Raw genomic sequence first — 17,390 nt, 5'->3', positions numbered from 1 at the left:
GCCGCGCCTCCCTCACACTCAGCGCGGCTGGTTGAACGCCCAGAGCACGCCGAACGGGTCGCGCACCTGCGCATAGCGGGCACCCCAGAACATGTCTTCCGGCGGCATCACCGGCGTCGCTCCGGCTTCCACCGCGCGGGCGAAGGCGGCATCCGTGTCGCCCACATGGAGCGAGAGGTTGAAGCCGCCGAGCTTTTCCACGGGGCCGGAGCAGTATTCCGGGTAGGGGTCGGCCAGCATCACCGACGAGCCGTTGATGTAGAGATGGACGTGCATGGTGCGCCCGCTCTCGTCCGGCGGCATGGCGAAGGCGAGTTCGGCCCCCAGCGCCTTGCGGTAGAAATCGGCGGCCTTCATGGCGCCCTCTACCGTCAGATAGGCCGTGACTCCGCCCTTCACCGGGGGCATGGCGGCGGGATTGATGGACGGCATGGTGGTCTCGGCAGTGTCGGACATGCGTTCCTCCTCCGGCGCCGGAGCGCGCCTGTTGTGATGACGGGCGGGCGGCGCCGATCCCGACAGCCTGCCCGCATTTTTCCTCAGGCCTGTGACTGGATGAGATCGATCTGCGCGCGGATGTGCTCCGCCTCCGCCGGGGTGTTTGCCAGCGCGATGGCCCGGTCGAAGGCGTTACGCGCCTCCTGATGGCGGCCCAGCTCCAGCAGGAAGGCGCCGCGGGCGCCGAAGAAATGGAAATAGCCGGAGAGCTGCGGCGCCAGCGGCTCGATCATGGCGAGCGCCGCTTCTGCGCCCTTCACCTTGCTCACCGCCACCGCCCGGTTGAGCGTCACCACCGGGGAGGGCTGGAGAAACTCGAGCGCCGTATAGAGCGCGTCGATCTGCGCCCAGTCGGTCTCCTCCGGGGTCGCCGCGCGGGCATGCAGGCCCGCGACTGCCGCCTGGATCTGGTAGGCACCGGGGCGGCGGTGGCGCATGGCCTTGTCGATGAGCGCCAGCCCTTCAGCGATGCGCTCACGATCCCATCTCGTGCGGTCCTGCCGGTCGAGCAGAATGGCCCGGCCGTCCGCATCGAAGCGGGCGGCGGCGCGGGCGTGCTGGAGCAGCATAAGAGCCACCAGCCCCATGATCTCCGGCTCGGTGGGGAAGAGGCGCAGCAGCAGCCGGCCGAGGCGGATGGCGTCTTCGCACAGACCGGCCCGGCTGGGCTCGCCGCCGGCCGAATAGCCTTCGTTGAACACCAGATAGACCATGGCGGCCACCGTCCCCAGCCGCTCAGCGCGCTCCACCGGGCCTGGGGCTTCGAACGGCACGTCGGCGCGGGCGATGCGGCCCTTGGCGCGCGTAATGCGCTGCTCCATGGCCGCCTCGCTGACGAGGAAGGCGCGGGCGATCTCCTTCACCGTGAGACCGGAGACGATGCGCAGGGCGAGCGCGATCTGCTGCGTCGCCGGCAGCTCCGGATGGCAGCAGATGAAGAGCAGGCGCAGCACGTCGTCGCGATAGTGGGAATTGTCCAGCCGCTCGGCCAGGGGCGCCTCGGCGTCGTCGAGGTCGGAGAGCTGGTCGTCCGGGGGCAGGGGATCGTGCTTCGCCCGCTTGCGCACGCCGTCGAGGGCGGCGTTGCGGCCGACGAGGATGAGCCAGGCGGCGGGATCGCGCGGCGGGCCGTCCACCGGCCAGGTGCGCAGCGCGCGCAGGCAGGCTTCCTGAAACGCCTCCTCTGCGGTGTCGAGATCACGAAAATAGCGCAGCAGCGCGGCCACCGCCTGCGGCCGGGCGGCGGTGAGGGTGCCGTTGATCCAGTCCGGGTCGGTGAGGGCAGGGGTGGTCATGTGCCGGTCTTCTGGTCCGTGCGCTGGTCGGGGAAGAAGGCGCGAACCGGGCGAATCTCATAGGTTCCGCCGGGATTGACCGTCGCGAGGTCCCTGGCGATGGCGAGCACGTCGTCGAGGTCGGCGGCATCCACGAGGTAGAACCCCAGCAACTGCTCCTTGGTCTCGGCGAAGGGACCGTCGATGACGAGGGGCCCCTCCTGCGTCTTGCGCAGGGTGGTGGCGGCGGTGGTCGGCAGGAGGCGGAGCGATGCTCCCATCTTTCCGGCCTTGGTGAGCCGCTCCTGGACCGCCGCGATCTTGGCCATCACGGCGTCGTCCTGCTCCTGGCTCCAGGAACAGACCACGTCTTCTTCATGGTAGCAGAGGATGGCGTACATCATGGCTGGGACTCCCTGGCGTCACGACGAGGACGCACGAGTATGACGACGGCCGACAAAGCGGGGCAAAATCTGCGCGGGGACAGGCGAGAGCTGAGCTGCACGCGCGCTTGACGGCGCCGATGCCCGCTTATAGGCCGGACACATGACCTCGCGCGCCTTCATCGCCGGCTGTGCCGGCCCGAACCTTTCGGCCACCGAGCGCAGCTTCTTCCGGGATGCGGAGCCCTGGGGCTTCATCCTGTTCGCCCGCAACGTGGCGGACCCCGACCAGGTGCGCGCGCTGGTCGCCGACCTGCGCGAGGCGGTGGGCTGGGTGGCGCCGGTCCTCATCGACCAGGAAGGCGGCCGCGTGCAGCGCCTGCGCCCGCCGCACTGGACCGATGATCCCCCCGCCGAGGCGTTCGGCAACCTGTACCTCTCCGATCCGACAGCGGCGCTGGAGGCGGTGCGGCTCAATTCGCGGGCCATCGCGGCGGACCTCTACGCCCTCGGCATCGACGTGGACTGCCTGCCCTGCGCGGACCTGCGCCATCCCGATGGCCACGGCATCATCGGCAATCGCGCCTATGGCACCGAGCCCATCGCGGTGGCGGCGCTGGCGCGGGCGGCGGCGGTGGGGCTGATGGAAGGCGGGGTGCTGCCCGTCCTGAAGCACATCCCCGGCCATGGTCGCGCGCCGGTGGACAGCCACGAGAAGCTTCCCGTCGTCACCGCCAAGCGGGGCGAGCTGGAAGGCATGGACTTCGCCGCCTTCCGCGACCTGTCCGACCTGCCCCTCGGCATGACCGCCCATGTGGTCTATGCCGACATCGACCCGGATCGGCCCGCCACCACCTCGCCGGTGGTGCTGTCCGAGGTGGTGCGCGGTTCCATCGGCTTCGACGGCATGCTGATGAGCGACGATCTCTCCATGGGCGCGCTCGCAGGTACCATGGAAACCCGTGGCCGCGATGCGCTGGCGGCGGGTTGCGACATGCTCCTCCACTGCAACGGCAAGATGGAGGAGATGGAGAAGGTGGCCGCCTCCGCGCCCGTGCTGACCGGCGAGGCCTATGCCCGTGCCGCCAAGGCGCTGGCCCTCCGGGTGACGCCTGATCCGGTGGATGCGAAGGAATTGCGTGCCGTCGTGGCGGCCCAGCTCAAGATGGTGGGCTGACCTGTGACGGGGTCGACCTCAGGCGAGTCCGGTCCGGACGCCTTCGAGATCGGCACCGATCGCGCTCCGGCCACGTCCGACGAGACGTTCGTGGTGGACGTGGACGGCTTCGAGGGGCCGCTCGATCTGCTCCTCGCGCTGGCGCGGACGCAGAAGGTCGATCTCTCCAGAATTTCCATCCTCGCCCTTGCCGACCAGTACCTCGCCTTCATCGAGGAGGCCCGGCGCGGCCGGCTGGAGCTGGCTGCCGACTATCTGGTGATGGCAGCGTGGCTCGCCTATCTGAAATCCCGCCTGCTGCTGCCGGCTCCACCGCAGGAGGAGGGGCCGAGCGCGGAGGAGATGGCTGCCGCATTCGCCCGGCGCCTGAGGCATCTGGAGCGCATCCGCCGCGCCGCCGCGCAATTGATGGCTCGCCCGCAGATGGGCCGCGACGCCTTCGCCCGCGCCCTGCCGCCGCCGTCCAAAGAGCCGCTCTATACGGTCTACACGGCCACCATCTACGACCTGCTCTCCGCCTATGCTCGCCAGCGCCAGACCAAGGCGCTGTCGCACGTCACGCTCAAGACCCGTACCGTCTGGTCCCTCGCCGAGGCCCGCGCCCGGCTGGAGCGGCTGCTCGGGGCAGAGGTGGTGGGCGAATGGATGCGGCTGGACCAATTCCTGCTAGATTACATGACGACGCCCGAGCAGCGGGCGACTGCGCTCGCGTCGAGCTTCTCGGCCAGCCTGGAGATGGTGCGGGAGGGGATGCTGGATATCCGCCAGGATGCCCCCTTCGCCCCCCTGTGGCTGCGTCCGCGACCCGCGGTGGAGCCGGAGCCGCTGCTGCCGTTCGACGCGCCCGATGCGGCGCCCGGAGAGGAGAGATGACCCGTCCCGTTCCGCGCATCGACCTGTTCGACGTGCGTCCGGAGGAGGAGCGCGCCTATGCCTTTGCGCGCGATCTGAGGGCCATCGAGGCGCTGCTGTTCACCTCGCCGCTGCCGGTGGACGCCAAGGCCATGAAGCCGCACCTCTCCGCCGACGCCGACATCGCCGCTCTGATGGAGGCCCTGACCGCCGATTACGCCCGGCGCGGCGTCAACATCGTGCGGGCCGCCGGCGGCTGGATGCTGCGCACGGCGCCGGACCTCGCCCGCGTGGTGGCCGGGCCGGTGCCGGAGGCGCGCAAGCTCTCGCGTGCGGCCATCGAAGTGCTGGCCATCGTCGCCTACCACCAGCCGGTCACGCGCGCCGAAATCGAGGAGATACGCGGTGTCTCCACCTCCAAGGGCACGCTGGACGTGCTGCTGGAGACGGGGTGGGTGCGCCTGCGCGGCCGCCGCAAGGCGCCGGGCCGGCCCGTGACCTATGGCACGACACCGGCCTTCCTCGTCCAGTTCGGTCTCGATGCGGTGCAGGATTTGCCCGGCCTCGACGAACTGAAGGGCGCCGGCCTCATCGACGGGCGCATCCCCGCCGGCTTCGCCATTCCGCTGCCGTCCGACGATCCGGGCCTGCGCGAGGACGAGGAGGCGCTGGAGCCGGACATGCTGGATTTCCACCTCTCGCCCCCGCCGGAGGACGAGGAGCCGGGCGCGGCCGCGCCCGAAGATGATGGCGACGCGTGAGGAGGCGGTTCTGGCTGACGAGATCGAGACCCTGGGCATGACCCGCAGCCGCACCCCTGCCGCCTTCGCCAAGGGCCTCTCCTTCGAGGCCGTTGAACTCGCCTATGGCGACGTCGCCGCCGTGTGCAGGGTGAGCCTCGCCGTGGAGCCGGGGGAGGTGCTGTGTCTGCTCGGCCAGTCCGGCTGCGGCAAGACCTCGCTGCTGCGCCTCGCGGCGGGCATCGAGCAGCCGGACGCGGGCCGAATCCTCATCGACGGCGAGGTGGTGGCGGGGCAGGGGGCGTTCGTGCCGCCGGAGCGGCGCGGGGTGGGGCTGGTGTTCCAGGACTATGCCCTGTTCCCGCACCTCACCAACCTTGAGAACGTGATGTTCGGCCTCAACGGCCTGAAGCGCACCGAGGCGATGCGGGAGGCGCGGCTGGCGCTGGCGCGGGTGGACCTTGCCGACCTCGCCGATGTTTATCCCCACGAATTGTCCGGCGGACAGCAGCAGCGCGTGGCGCTGGCCCGCGCCATGGCGCCGCGGCCGGGCATCCTCCTTCTGGACGAGCCCTTCTCCGGCCTCGATCGCCGCCTGCGCGACCAGGTGCGGGCGGACACGCTCGCAGTGCTGCGCGAGGCCAAGGCGACGGTCATCATCGTCACCCACGATCCCGAGGAGGCGATGCGCCTCGCCGACCGCATCGCCTTGCTGCGGAAGGGCCAACTGGTGCAGCTCGGCGCGCCCGCCGAACTCTACCGACACCCGGCGGACCTCGGTGTGGCGCGATTCTTCTGCGAGCTGAACGAGATCGAGGCCAGAATCGTCGGCGGCATGGCGGACACGCCCATCGGCCGGTTCGCGGCGCCGGAGCTGCCCGAGGGACCGGCCATCGTCGCCATCCGCCCGCAGGGCATTGCGCTCGCGCCGGCCGGGCGCGGCGTGCCGGGGCGGGTGCTTGAGCGGCGCTTTCTGGGCGAGCTTGATCTCGTGGAAGTGATCGCGGACGGTCTGGAGCGCCCGCTGGTGCTGCGCCTCCGGGACGCGGGAAACGTGAAGAAGGGCGACGAGACGGGGCTTCTGGTCGATCCCGGTGAAGTCCTTGTTTTCGCCGCGGGCGGAGCCTAGTGTCGCCGTCCGAATGGCTCTGCGGCCTGCCGCTGGGGCACAAAGAATATCCTTGGAGGATGGTTAGATGGGTTCGATGAGCATCTGGCACTGGATCGTGGTGCTGGCCGTGGTGCTCCTCCTGTTCGGTCGCGGCAAGATCTCCGATCTGATGGGCGACGTGGCGAAGGGCATCAAGTCCTTCAAGAAGGGCATGGCCGACGACGACGAGCCGGTGAAGGCTCCCCCGGCCGCTCCCGAGGCGCCGCGCCCGCTGCCGCACCAGACGTCGAGCGCCCCCGAAGCCGAGAAGAAGCCCGTCTGACGGACCTCTGCCTCTAACTCTTGAAGAGGGCGGCGGCACCACCGCCGGACAGACGGGCTCATGTTCGATATCGGCTGGTCCGAGCTGATGCTGATCGGCATTGTCGCGCTGATTGTCATCGGTCCCAAGGAGCTGCCTACGGTGCTGCGCACCGTGGGACGCACCGTCACGAAGCTGCGCCGCATGGCCGGCGAGTTCCAGGGGCAGTTCCAGGAGGCGCTGCGCGAAGCGGACCTTGCCGACATGCGCAAGGAAATCAGCGACGTCACCGAGACCGCGCGCTCCACCCTCGCCACCTCCGACATGTTCGATCCGCTGCGCTCCATCCGCGAGGAGATTCGCTCCACGGTGGAGGGCGCGAACCCGACCCCGCCGGCTCCCGCGACCCCGGCGGCATTGCCGGACCTGCCCCCACCCGTGGAACTGCCCGACCCCATGGCCGCCATCCGCGCCGAAATCCGCCGCTCCGTGGAGGCCGCCGTGCCCCCCGCGCCGGTTGTGCCGCCTGCCGTAGCCGTTGAGCCGGCTCCCGAGAGCCTGCCCGCCGCGGGCGAGACCAAGAGCGCGTGATGAGCGATCAGGACGAGATCGACGCCTCCAAGGCCCCGCTCATCGAGCACCTGATCGAGCTGCGCTCGCGCCTCATCAAGTCGCTGGTGGCGTTCCTTGTGGCCTTCATCGCCTGCTTCATGCTGGCGAAGCAGATCTACAACATCCTGTTGTGGCCCTATGAATTCGCCTCCGGCTTCGGCACCGGGGTGAAGCTCATCTATACGGCGCCGCAGGAGTTTTTGTTCACCCAGATCAAGCTCGGCATGTTCGGTGCTGCCTTCATCTCCTTCCCGGTGGTGGCGACGCAGGTCTACATGTTCGTGGCGCCAGGGCTCTACAAGCACGAGAAGGCGGCCTTCCGACCCTATCTCATCGCCACGCCCATCTGTTTCCTCATCGGCGCGGCCTTCGTCTATTTCGTCGCCATGCCGCTGGCCATGACCTACTTCCTCGGCATGCAGCAGGTGGGCGGCGACGGGAAGGCCGAGATTTCCCTGCTGCCGCGGGTCTCCGAATACCTTTCGCTGATCACGACGCTGATTCTGGCCTTCGGCATCTGCTTCCAGCTTCCGGTCATCCTCACCCTGCTCGGGCAGATCGGCGTGGTGACGCGGGATATGCTGGTGAAGGCGCGGCGCTATGCCATCGTCGGCGTGTTCGTGCTCGCAGCCGTGCTCACGCCGCCGGACGTCATCAGCCAGCTCTCCCTTGCCCTGCCGACGCTGCTTCTCTACGAGGTGTCCGTCTATCTGGTGGGCGTCGTCGAGAAGCGTCGGCTGATAGCGGAAGCGGCGCGCAACGCAGCCGACGCCGCGACAGCGGACTGACGGCGGGGCCTTCCCGGATTATTGGAATTCTTGGGCGCGGACGGGTTCTCTCCCCTAAACGCCGTCATGCCCCGGCTTGTCCGGGGCATCCACCGCGCCGCCGGGCGCGGTCGCCGGACGCTGGCGCTGTCGGCCCGACGTGGATGCCCGGCACAAGGCCGGGCATGACGGTGGTGAGGAGGCCGTCCCGCCTTCATGAGGCGGAGCTTGCCATGCACGACATCAAATGGATCCGCGAGGAACCGGCCGGCCTCATCGACGCGCTGGCGCGCCGCGGCAACAATTCCGTTGACGCCAAGGCGGCGGCGGAAGCCCTGGTTGCCAAGCTCCTCGACCTCGACACCCGCCGTCGCGAGACGCTGACCAAGCTCGAAACCCTGCTCGCCCGCCGCAACGCCGCCTCCAAGGAGATCGGGCAGGCGAAGGCGAAGAAGGACGAGGCCACAGCTTCGGCCCTCATGGCCGAAGTGGCGAAGCTGAAGGAAGACGTGCCGGCGCTGGAGGCCGAGGCCAAAAGCATCGAGGCCGAACTCAACGGCGAACTCGCCGCCATCCCCAACGCTCCCCTCGCCGAGGTGCCGCAGGGCGCCGACGAGCACGACAACGTGGAGAAGAGCCGCTTCGGCGCGCCCCGCACCTACAGCTTCACCCCGAAGCAGCATTTCGAGGTGGGCGAAGGCCTCGGCCAGATGGATTTCGAAACCGCCGCTAAACTCTCCGGCGCGCGCTTCGTGGTGAACAAGGGGCCGCTGGCGCGGCTGGAGCGGGCGCTGGGGCAGTTCTTCCTCGATGTGCACACGGGCGAGCACGGGTACATGGAGGTTAACCCGCCGATCTTGGTGCGGGATGATGCGATGTTCGGGACGGCGCAGTTGCCGAAGTTCGCCAACGATCAATTCCTGGCCACGCGGCAGCTAGAGATCGATGAATTGGCTCAAGTCGGAAAGAAGTTTTACGATAGTTTTGGTTATCCGGGGCCAGATAACGAATATTATGAACGGTATTTCCCGAGCTGGGACAAGAACCCTGATTCTGAGCATTACGTTCATAGTCCAAAAGGGCTTTTGGAGTTCGATCGCCTCCGCTCCGAGTTGATGCGCCTCTGGCTCATCCCCACCGCCGAAGTCCCGCTGACGAACCTCGTGCGCGAGTCCATCCTCTCCGAGGAAGAGCTCCCCATGCGGCTCGCCGCCTGCACGCCCTGCTTCCGGGCCGAGGCGGGCGCGGCGGGGCGGGATACGCGGGGGATGATCCGCCAGCACCAGTTCACCAAGGTGGAGCTGGTCTCCATCACCACGCCGGAGAAGTCCGCCGAGGAGCACGAGCGCATGCTCGCCTGCGCCGAGGCGGTGCTGAAGAAGCTGGACCTCGCCTATCGCGTGGTCACGCTTTGCACCGGCGACATGGGCTTCGCCTCGCAGAAGACCTACGACATCGAGGTCTGGCTGCCGGGGCAGAACGCCTATCGCGAAATCTCCTCCTGCTCCGTCTGCGGCGATTTCCAGGCCCGGCGCATGAATGCCCGCTACCGCCCGGCGGAGGGGAAAGGCCCGCGCTACGTCCACACGCTCAACGGCTCGGGTGTGGCGGTCGGCCGCGCCCTTGTCGCGGTGCTGGAGACGTACCAGCAGGAGAACGGGTCGGTTCAGGTACCGGACGCGCTGCTGCCCTATATGGGCGGGCTAAAGATGATCGAGAAGCTGAAGTAGGGGCAGGGGCCTTCACGGCCGTCTCCGCCCCATGACGTTGTCATGCCCCGGCTTGTCCGGGGCATCCACCCCGCCGCCGGAGCGATCTCGGCATATCGGCTCCCGGCCTAACCGTGGATCCCCCGGACGAGCCGGGGGATGACGGCCCGGGAACGGCGAGAGCCGACAGTGCCGGCCAAAGGAACACGCCATGCGCATTCTGGTCACCAATGACGACGGCATCCACGCGCCGGGCCTCGACAGCTGCGCGGCCATCGCGCGCACCTTCACGGACGACGTGTGGGTGGTGGCGCCGGAGTTCGACCAGTCGGGCGTCGCCCACTCGCTCTCCCTCTCCGATCCGCTGCGGCTGCGGCAGGTGGAGGAGCGGCGCTATGCGGTGAAGGGCACGCCCACCGATTGCGTCATCATGGCGGTGCGGCATCTTCTCATCGACAATCCCCCCGACCTCGTGCTCTCCGGCGTCAATCGCGGCCAGAACATCGCCGAGGACGTAAGCTATTCCGGTACCGTCGCCGGCGCCATCGAGGGGACGATTCTCGGCATTCCCTCCATCGCGCTGTCGCAGGCCTTCGGGATGCGCACGCGAGAAAATCCGAATTTCGTCACCGCCGAGACCCACGCGCCGCGCATCATCCAGATGCTGCTGGACGAAGGCATTCCCCCCGGCATCGTCATGAACGTGAACTTCCCGGACCGCGCGCCGGAGGAGATCACCGGCATCGCCGCCACCGCCCAGGGCAAGCGCGACCAGCGCCTGATGCGCATCGACGAGCGCCGCGACGGCCGCAACAACCCCTATTACTGGATCGCCTTCGAGCGCCGCATCTACGAGACCTCCCCCGGTACGGACCTGCGCGCGCTGGACGAAGGCCGCATCTCGGTCACGCCGCTGCGCCTCGACCAGACCGACGAGCCCTGGATGACCCGCCTCGCGCTGCTGTTCGACGGCAAGTAGGGGGCGGGGAGGCGGCAGCCCGCCCTGCCTTTTCAACAGCTGCGTGAACCAACAGGCCCCGCGTTTGCATTCGACGGGGCGGCAGCTATAGTCCCGCCGCTTCGCCGGACCCCGGCGGAATGCGGATTCCCTTCACAGACGAACGAGGATCGAGATGTTCATCACGCCCGCTTTCGCCCAAGGCGCCACGGGAGCCGGCGGCGGGGCTGACATGCTCATTCAGCTCGCCCCGTTCCTGCTGATCTTCGTGGTCATGTACTTCCTGATCCTGCGGCCGCAGCAGAAGCGGGCCAAGGTGCATCAGGAGATGGTCAACTCCCTGCGCCGCGGCGACGTGGTCGTCACCGGTGGTGGCCTGGTCGGCAAGGTGACCAAGGTGATCGAGGGCGGCGAGGAGGTCGAGCTGCAGATCGCGGACAACGTCCGCATCCGGCAGATGCGCTCGCAGATCGTCACCGTCCGCGCCAAGGGCGAACCGGCCAAGGACGAGGCCTCGGCCGGTTGATCCGGCCGCCTCACGCTTTCTGAAAGACCGCGCGCGACATGCTGCACTTCTCCCGTCTCAAGACCGCGGCGATCCTCATCACCATCGCCATCGGGTTCCTGTTCGCGCTGCCCAACGTGCTCTCCCCGGGCATGCTCGACCGCCTGCCGTCGTGGCTGGCGTCGAGCCGGGTCACGCTGGGCCTCGACCTGCAGGGCGGCTCGCACATCCTCCTCGAGGTGGACGGGCCGGCGCTCCGCAAGGAGCGCACCGAGCAGTTGCGCGACGAAGTGCGCCGCGTGCTGCGGGACCAGAAGATCGGCTATTCGAACCTCGCGCTGCGCGACACCAGCGTGACGCTCCGCCTGCGTGACCCCAACGACACGCAGAAGGCCGTCACCGAGCTGAAGAAGCTCGCCGCGCCTGTGACCAACGCGCTGTTCGGCAATTCTTCCGGCGAGATGGACATGACCGTCTCGTCCGGCGCCGATGGCGTCGTAACGCTGCAACTGACCGACGCCGGCCTCTCCGCCAAGATGCGCTCGGCGGTGGAGCAGTCCATCGAGATCATCCGCCGCCGTATCGACCAGCTCGGCACGGTGGAGCCCAACATCCAGCGCCAGGGCCTCGACCGCATCCTGGTGCAGGTGCCCGGCCTGCAGGACCCCCAGCGCCTGAAGAACCTGCTCGGCCAGACCGCCAAGCTCTCCTTCCGCATGGTGGACCAGTCCATGTCGCCGCAGCAGGCGCTGGAAGGCCGCGCACCGCCGGAATCGGAAGTGCTGAAGGGCCAGGACGGCCAGCCCTATCTGGTGGAAAAGCAGGTGCGCGTCTCCGGTGAGGATCTGGTGGATGCCCAGCCGGGCTTCGACCAGAACTCGCGCGAGCCCATCGTCTCCTTCCGCTTCAACAACAATGGCGCCAAGCGCTTCGCCACCGTCTCACAGGAAGCGGTCGGCCGGCCGTTCGCCATCGTGCTCGACAATCAGGTGATCTCCGCCCCGGTGATCCGCGAGCCCATCCTCGGTGGCGCGGGCCAGATTTCCGGCGCGTTCACCGTGCAGCAGGCCAACGACCTCGCCATCCTGCTGCGCGCCGGCGCCCTGCCGGCGCCGCTCAAGGTGGTGGAGGAGCGCACGGTCGGCCCGAGCCTCGGTGCCGACTCGATCCATGCGGGCAAGACCGCGGCCTATGTGGCCGGCGGCCTCGTCACCGTGTTCATGCTCGCCGTCTACGGTCTGTTCGGCCTGTTCGCGCTCATCGCTCTGGCCGTGCACATCATCCTGATGTTCTCGCTTCAATCGGTGCTCGGCGCCACGCTGACCCTTCCGGGCATCGCCGGCGTCGTTCTCACCATCGGCATGGCGGTGGACTCCAACGTCGTCATCTTCGAGCGCATGCGCGACGAGGCGCGGGAAGGCCGGTCGGCCATCTCGGCCATCGACAAGGGCTTCGTGAACGCGCTGGGCACCATCCTCGACGCCAACATCACCTCGCTCGCCACGGCGGTCATCCTGTTCCTCATGGGCGGGTCGGGTCCGGTGCGCGGCTTTGCCGTCACCTACATCCTCGGCCTTCTGACCACCATGTTCACCGCCTACACCCTGACGCGGCTCATGATCGCCTATTGGGTGAAGTGGCGGCGGCCGGCGAAGCTGCCCATCTGAAGGTGCGCCGCACATGCCATTGATCGATTACATCCCGGCGCAGACCAACATCCACTTCATGCGCCTGCGGCACTGGACGTTCCCGTTCTCCGCGGCGCTGTCCATCGTTGCGTGCCTGTTGTTCGCCATCCACGGCTTCAACCTCGGCATCGACTTCAAGGGTGGCACGCTCATCGAGGCGCAGACCAGCCAGCAGCAGGCCGACATCGGCGCGCTGCGCGAGCACCTGACCGACCTCGACGTGGGCGACGTGCAGATCCAGGAGTTCGGCTCGCCGCGGGACGTGCTGATCCGCATCGGCGCCTTCGGCACCACGGACGAGGCCCAGCAGGCCATCCTTGCCAAGGTGAACGGCGTGCTCGGCACCGATTACACGGTCCGGCGCGTCGAGACGGTCGGCCCGAGCGTGTCCGGCGAGCTGGTGCGCCAGTCCATCCTCGCGCTGGTCCTCGGCGCAGTGGCGGTGCTCGCCTATCTCTGGTTCCGCTTCGAGTGGCAGTTCGCCGTCGGCGCCATCGTGACGACGCTGCACGATATCTTCGTCACGCTGATGATCTATTCGGCGTTCGGCGTGGATTTCGACCTCACGTCCATCGCCGCCATCCTCACCATCATGGGCTATTCGCTCAACGATACGGTGGTGGTGTACGACCGCATCCGCGAGATGCTGCGCCGCTACAAGAAGCTTCCGCTGCCCGAGCTGCTCGACATCGCGGTGAACGCGACCTTCTCGCGAACCATCATCGTCTCCACCACCACCTTCTTCGCCACCCTCGCGCTCTATTTCTTCGGCGGCGAGGTGCTGCGCGGCTTCTCGCTGGCGATGACGGTGGGCGTGGTGATCGGCACCTATTCCACCATCTTCGTCGCCGCCCCCATCCTCATCCATCTCGGCCTGCGCGCCTCCACGGTCAGCCTGCCGACCAAGGACGCGGCGGATCCGGAAGTGAAGGAGCTGGACGAGCTGGTGAAGCTGGAGGCGAAGGACGCCGCTGCCGGAGTCCCGCCTGAGGCCGCGCCTGCGACCGGTGTGTCGTCCAAGAGCGGCAAGGGCAAGAACGGAAAACCCAACGGCAAGGCCGGTCCCGCGCGTCCGGCCAAGGCCTGAGGCGCGGACGTGGCCGCCCCGGACGGCGCGCCCTTCCTGCCGCGGCAGGTCGCCATCGACGGTTATGGCGACACCTTCTTCCACTTCGCCGGCATGTCCCATGCCGGCTCCATCCTCGCGCTGCCGTCCGGCATCCGCGGCTGGGCGCCGTTGCGCGTGGCCGAGATCGATGCCGCTTCGCTCGCGCCCGTGGTGGCGGATGCCGGGGCCGTCGAGCTGCTCCTCATCGGCACGGGCAAGGACCCGGCGCACCTCAAGGAGCCGCTCAAGCAGATCCTGCGCGAGGCCGGCATCCGGTTCGAGCTGATGCCCACGCCGTCCGCCGCCGCCACCTACAACGTGCTCCTCGCCGAGGGCCGGCGGGTGGGCGCGGCGCTGATCGCGGTCTGAGCCATGGAAAACCCGGCGCTCGGAGACAAGGCGCTCGACGAAGCCTATGCCTATTGCGCCGCGCAGGTGCAGGCGCAGGATCGCGACCGCTTCCTCGCTGCTTTGTTCGCCCCGCAGGACAAGCGCAAGCACCTCCTCGCCCTCTACGCCTACAATCTCGATGTCGCCCGCGTGCGCGAGGTGGTGCGCGAGGCGCTGCCCGGCGAGGTGCGACTCGCCTGGTGGCGGGAGGTGATCGAGGGGGAGGGCAGGGGCGATGTGGCCGGGCATCCCATTGCCGCCGCGCTCATCGACACCATCGCGCGCTTTCGCCTGCCGCGCCAAAGCCTGATCGCCATGGCCGATGCGCGGGTCTTCGATCTGTATGACGATCCCATGCCCACCATCGGCGATCTCGAAGGCTATGCCGGCGAGACCGCCTCGGCGCTGCTCCAGCTCTCTGCGCTCATCCTGCTGCCGGACGTAGGCCGCTCCGGCGATCTCGCTGGGCACGGCGGCGTCGCCATCGCCATGGCCGGCCTGATGCGCGCCTTCCCCATCCATGCCGCGCGCGGGCAATGCTATATCCCGCTGGATGTCCTCGCCCGCCATGGCGTGGGGCGCGAGGAAGCGGTGTCGGGCAAAGTCACGCCCGGCCTGCTGGCGGCGCTCGCCGACCTGCGCGCGGTGGCCGCGCGGCACCTCGATGCGGCGCGCGATGCGGCCGGGCAGACCTATGCCGCGACGTCCATCGCCGCGCCTTTCCTGCCGCTGGCGCTCGTGGCCGGGGATCTCAAGGCGCTGGCCAAGGTGCGCGACCCGTTCCGCCAGCCCGCCGGCCTCTCCCCCTTCCGCCGTCAGTTCGCCATGTGGTGGGCCGCCCAGCAAGCCGTGCGCGGATGCATCTGGTTCTGAGAGGGGCCTTGTCGTCCCCTCACGCTGTCATGCCCCGGTTCATCCGGGGCATCCACGCCGCCGCCTGAAGGGCTGCCGGTCAACTGAGAGCCGCCCCAGCCATTCCGTGGATCACCCGGACACGCCGGGCGATGACGGCTCTGGAAAGGAAGGGCGGGGAGCCCAGGGGGCCGGCCGTCCCGCGCCCGCTCTTCAGCCTTCCCACAACGGCAGGTCGCCCCGCGCCCAGCCTTCCTTCGTCTCCGCCACATAGTCCCCATACCGGCCCGCCGCGATGGCGGCACGGGCGCCGGCCATGAGCTGCTGGTAGTAGTGGATATTGGCCCATGAGATCAGCATGGCCCCCAGCATTTCCTCGCAGCGTACGAGGTGGTGGAGATAGGCGCGGGAATAGTCGCGCAAAGCCGGGCAGTCGCTCTCCTCGTCCAGCGGACGCGGGTCTTCCGCGTGGCGGGCGTTCTTCAGATTGATGCGGCCGAAGCGGGTGAAAGCCAGCGCATGGCGGCCCGAGCGTGTGGGCATCACGCAGTCGAACAAGTCGATGCCGCGCGCGACGCTCTCCAGCAGATCGTCCGGCGTGCCGACGCCCATGAGGTAGCGGGGCTTGGTCGTCGGCAGGTGCGGCGCCACCGTCTCGATCATGGCGAGCATGACCTCCTGCGGCTCGCCCACGGCAAGGCCACCGATGGAATAGCCGGGGAAGTCCATGTCCGCGAGCGCGCGGGCCGACTCGACCCGCAGCGCCGGCACGGCGCCGCCCTGAACAATGCCGAAGAGCGCGCGGCCCTTGGGCTGCGTCTCGAACGCGCGCTTGGAGCGCTCCGCCCAGCGGAGCGACAGGCGCATGGCGCGCTCGGCTTCCTCGTCGGTGCAGGGCAGGCGCACGCACTCGTCGAGCTGCATCTGGATGTCGGCCCCGAGCAGGCCCTGGATCTCCACCGAGCGTTCCGGGCTCATCTCGTGGTAGGCGCCGTCCACATGGGAGCGGAAGGTGACGCCCTGTTCGCTCATCTTGCGGAGCGACGACAGGCTCATCACCTGGAAGCCGCCGGAATCGGTGAGGATCGGCCCGTCCCAGCGCATGAATTTGTGCAGGCCGCCCAGCTTCGCCACCCGCTCGGCGCCGGGGCGCAGCATGAGGTGATAGGTGTTGCCGAGCACGATATCCGCGCCCGCCGCCTTCACCTGGTCGAAATAGAGCCCCTTCACCGTCGCGGCCGTCCCTACCGGCATGAAGGCCGGCGTGCGGATGCGCCCGCGCGGGGTGGAGACGAAGCCGGTGCGGGCGGCGCCGTCGGTGGCGGAGAGGGTGAAGGAAAAGGTGTCGGCAGGCGTGTCGGACGTCATGCGCCGCCTTGTGGCAGAAGCAGGCACGCATCGCCATAGGAATAGAAGCGGTAATTTTCCGCAATCGCATGGGCATAGGCGCGCTTCTGCGCCTCATGGCCGATGAAGGCCGCCACCAGCATCACCAGCGTCGAGCGCGGCAGGTGGAAGTTGGTGAGCATTCCGTCCACCGCGCGGAAGCGGTAGCCGGGGGTGATGAAAATGTCCGTCTCCCCCAGGAAGGGCCGGATGGCGCCGCCCTCTCCCGCCGCGCTCTCGATCAGCCGGGTGGAGGTGGAGCCGATGGTGAAGATGCGCCCGCCCTTCGCCTTCACCGCATTGAGGGCGTCGGCCGTCTCGCGCGTCACCTCTCCCCACTCGGCGTGCATGGTGTGGCCGGAGGTGTCGTCCGCCTTCACCGGCAGGAAGGTGCCGGCGCCCACATGCAGCGTCACCTTGTGCAGCGCTGCTCCGGCGGCGGCCATGCGGGCGAGGAGATCGGGCGTGAAATGCAGGCTCGCGGTCGGCGCCGCCACCGAGCCGGCGACACGGGCGAACAGGGTCTGGTAGTCGTCCTTGTCCCGCGCATCCTCGTGGCGGCGGGCGGCGATATAGGGCGGGATGGGCATGTGCCCCACGGCCGCTACCGCCTCGTCTAGCACGTCACCGGCGAAATCGAAGGCGAGGACGATGGAGCCGTCGTCCTCCTTGGCCGCCACGGTCGCATCGAGCGTGCCCAGCAGGCAGGCGCCGCCCTCGCCGCCGAAGCGGATGCGGTCGCCGACCCGCAGGCGCTTGCCCGGCTTGGCGAAGGCGCGCCAGCGGTCCGGCGCGAGACGCTTGATGAGGTTCGCCTCCACCGCCACGTCCGAGCCGCCCTCGCGCGAGCGGACGCCCTCCAGCGCGGCGGGGATGACGCGGGTGTCGTTCACCACCACCGCATCGCCGGGCCGCAGGAAGTCCGGCAGGTCGCGCACGATGCGGTCCTCCAGCTCCGGCGTGGCGCCGGGGCGGACGACGAGCATCCGCGCCGTGTCGCGCGGCTCGGCCGGGCGCAGGGCGATGCGCTCCTCGGGGAGGTGGAAATCGAAGGCGTCGACACGCATGGAAGGGGAAGG

19 protein-coding genes are annotated in these 17,390 nt (G+C 68.7%); 14 read left to right on the top strand and 5 right to left on the bottom strand.

Translation table 11 applies throughout. The features are described from left to right. Positions 1–18: 18 nt before the first annotated feature. The 3 genes from EJ105_RS08810 to EJ105_RS08800 all read right to left on the bottom strand — a co-directional run bounded on the left by EJ105_RS08810 (position 19) and on the right by EJ105_RS08800 (position 2,176). Positions 19–456: a VOC family protein gene (locus tag EJ105_RS08810; RefSeq protein WP_250166021.1), complete on the bottom strand. Its 438-nt coding sequence runs from the start codon at positions 454–456 to the stop codon at positions 19–21. An 83-nt stretch (positions 457–539) separates the two neighbouring features. Beyond that, complete coding sequence (locus tag EJ105_RS08805; protein ID WP_250166020.1) at positions 540–1,793, bottom strand: RNA polymerase sigma factor; 1,254 nt, start codon at positions 1,791–1,793, stop codon at positions 540–542. Then, positions 1,790–2,176, bottom strand: coding sequence for a YciI family protein (locus tag EJ105_RS08800; protein WP_029558306.1), 387 nt, complete (start codon positions 2,174–2,176; stop codon positions 1,790–1,792). The genes EJ105_RS08805 and EJ105_RS08800 overlap by 4 nt, the downstream gene beginning before the upstream one ends. Before the next feature lie 142 nt (positions 2,177–2,318). On the opposite strand from EJ105_RS08800, the gene nagZ reads away from it, so the two are divergent. From nagZ to EJ105_RS08730, 14 genes are all read left to right on the top strand, one after another. After that, the gene (nagZ, locus tag EJ105_RS08795) at positions 2,319–3,332 is read left to right on the top strand and encodes a beta-N-acetylhexosaminidase (protein WP_250166019.1); all 1,014 of its coding nucleotides are present in this window, start codon (positions 2,319–2,321) and stop codon (positions 3,330–3,332) included. A 3-nt stretch (positions 3,333–3,335) separates the two neighbouring features. Beyond that, positions 3,336–4,205 (top strand): segregation and condensation protein A, encoded by an 870-nt coding sequence (locus EJ105_RS08790; protein ID WP_394041772.1) that lies wholly within the window; start codon positions 3,336–3,338, stop codon positions 4,203–4,205. Next, on the top strand, positions 4,202–4,945 hold the full coding sequence (gene scpB, locus EJ105_RS08785; protein WP_250166018.1) for an SMC-Scp complex subunit ScpB: 744 nt from the start codon (positions 4,202–4,204) through the stop codon (positions 4,943–4,945). Before EJ105_RS08790 ends, scpB begins: the two co-directional genes overlap by 4 nt. Then, the gene (locus EJ105_RS08780; RefSeq protein ID WP_250166017.1) at positions 4,932–6,053 is read left to right on the top strand and encodes an ABC transporter ATP-binding protein; all 1,122 of its coding nucleotides are present in this window, start codon (positions 4,932–4,934) and stop codon (positions 6,051–6,053) included. The genes scpB and EJ105_RS08780 overlap by 14 nt, the downstream gene beginning before the upstream one ends. Before the next feature lie 67 nt (positions 6,054–6,120). Then, positions 6,121–6,357 carry a twin-arginine translocase TatA/TatE family subunit gene (locus EJ105_RS08775; RefSeq protein ID WP_024279268.1) on the top strand — a complete coding sequence of 79 codons (237 nt, stop codon included), beginning with the start codon at positions 6,121–6,123 and terminating at the stop codon, positions 6,355–6,357. A gap of 60 nt (positions 6,358–6,417) precedes the next feature. Then, positions 6,418–6,927 (top strand): Sec-independent protein translocase protein TatB, encoded by a 510-nt coding sequence (gene tatB, locus EJ105_RS08770; RefSeq protein WP_250166016.1) that lies wholly within the window; start codon positions 6,418–6,420, stop codon positions 6,925–6,927. Beyond that, positions 6,927–7,736, top strand: a complete 810-nt coding sequence (gene tatC / locus EJ105_RS08765; RefSeq protein WP_250166015.1) for a twin-arginine translocase subunit TatC — start codon at positions 6,927–6,929, stop codon at positions 7,734–7,736. The genes tatB and tatC overlap by 1 nt, the downstream gene beginning before the upstream one ends. Positions 7,737–7,948: 212 nt before the next feature. Next, on the top strand, positions 7,949–9,445 hold the full coding sequence (gene serS / locus EJ105_RS08760) for a serine--tRNA ligase (RefSeq protein WP_250166014.1): 1,497 nt from the start codon (positions 7,949–7,951) through the stop codon (positions 9,443–9,445). Positions 9,446–9,635: 190 nt separating this feature from the next. Next, positions 9,636–10,403, top strand: coding sequence for a 5'/3'-nucleotidase SurE (surE, locus tag EJ105_RS08755; RefSeq protein ID WP_029558315.1), 768 nt, complete (start codon positions 9,636–9,638; stop codon positions 10,401–10,403). Between the two features lie 154 nt (positions 10,404–10,557). Continuing rightward, on the top strand, positions 10,558–10,908 hold the full coding sequence (yajC, locus tag EJ105_RS08750; protein WP_024279263.1) for a preprotein translocase subunit YajC: 351 nt from the start codon (positions 10,558–10,560) through the stop codon (positions 10,906–10,908). 38 nt (positions 10,909–10,946) lie between these two features. Continuing rightward, a complete protein-coding gene (gene secD / locus EJ105_RS08745) occupies positions 10,947–12,554 on the top strand; it encodes a protein translocase subunit SecD (protein ID WP_029558316.1) in 1,608 nt (535 codons plus the stop codon). A 13-nt stretch (positions 12,555–12,567) separates the two neighbouring features. After that, the gene (gene secF / locus EJ105_RS08740; RefSeq protein ID WP_029558317.1) at positions 12,568–13,662 is read left to right on the top strand and encodes a protein translocase subunit SecF; all 1,095 of its coding nucleotides are present in this window, start codon (positions 12,568–12,570) and stop codon (positions 13,660–13,662) included. A gap of 9 nt (positions 13,663–13,671) precedes the next feature. Continuing rightward, on the top strand, positions 13,672–14,052 hold the full coding sequence (locus EJ105_RS08735) for an Mth938-like domain-containing protein (protein ID WP_250166013.1): 381 nt from the start codon (positions 13,672–13,674) through the stop codon (positions 14,050–14,052). A 3-nt stretch (positions 14,053–14,055) separates the two neighbouring features. Beyond that, positions 14,056–14,946 (top strand): phytoene/squalene synthase family protein, encoded by an 891-nt coding sequence (locus tag EJ105_RS08730; protein WP_250166012.1) that lies wholly within the window; start codon positions 14,056–14,058, stop codon positions 14,944–14,946. A 192-nt stretch (positions 14,947–15,138) separates the two neighbouring features. On the opposite strand, the gene tgt is transcribed toward EJ105_RS08730, so the two are convergent. Beyond that, complete coding sequence (gene tgt / locus EJ105_RS08725; protein WP_250166011.1) at positions 15,139–16,293, bottom strand: tRNA guanosine(34) transglycosylase Tgt; 1,155 nt, start codon at positions 16,291–16,293, stop codon at positions 15,139–15,141. Further along, on the bottom strand, positions 16,290–17,378 hold the full coding sequence (gene queA, locus EJ105_RS08720; RefSeq protein ID WP_250166010.1) for a tRNA preQ1(34) S-adenosylmethionine ribosyltransferase-isomerase QueA: 1,089 nt from the start codon (positions 17,376–17,378) through the stop codon (positions 16,290–16,292). Before queA ends, tgt begins: the two co-directional genes overlap by 4 nt. Positions 17,379–17,390: the final 12 nt, after the last annotated feature.

The organism is Xanthobacter aminoxidans, from assembly GCF_023571765.1.
GTDB lineage: Bacteria > Pseudomonadota > Alphaproteobacteria > Rhizobiales > Xanthobacteraceae > Xanthobacter > Xanthobacter aminoxidans.
Note: the sequence above shows the minus strand (reverse complement) of the source record. Positions and strands in the feature narration are given on the sequence as shown.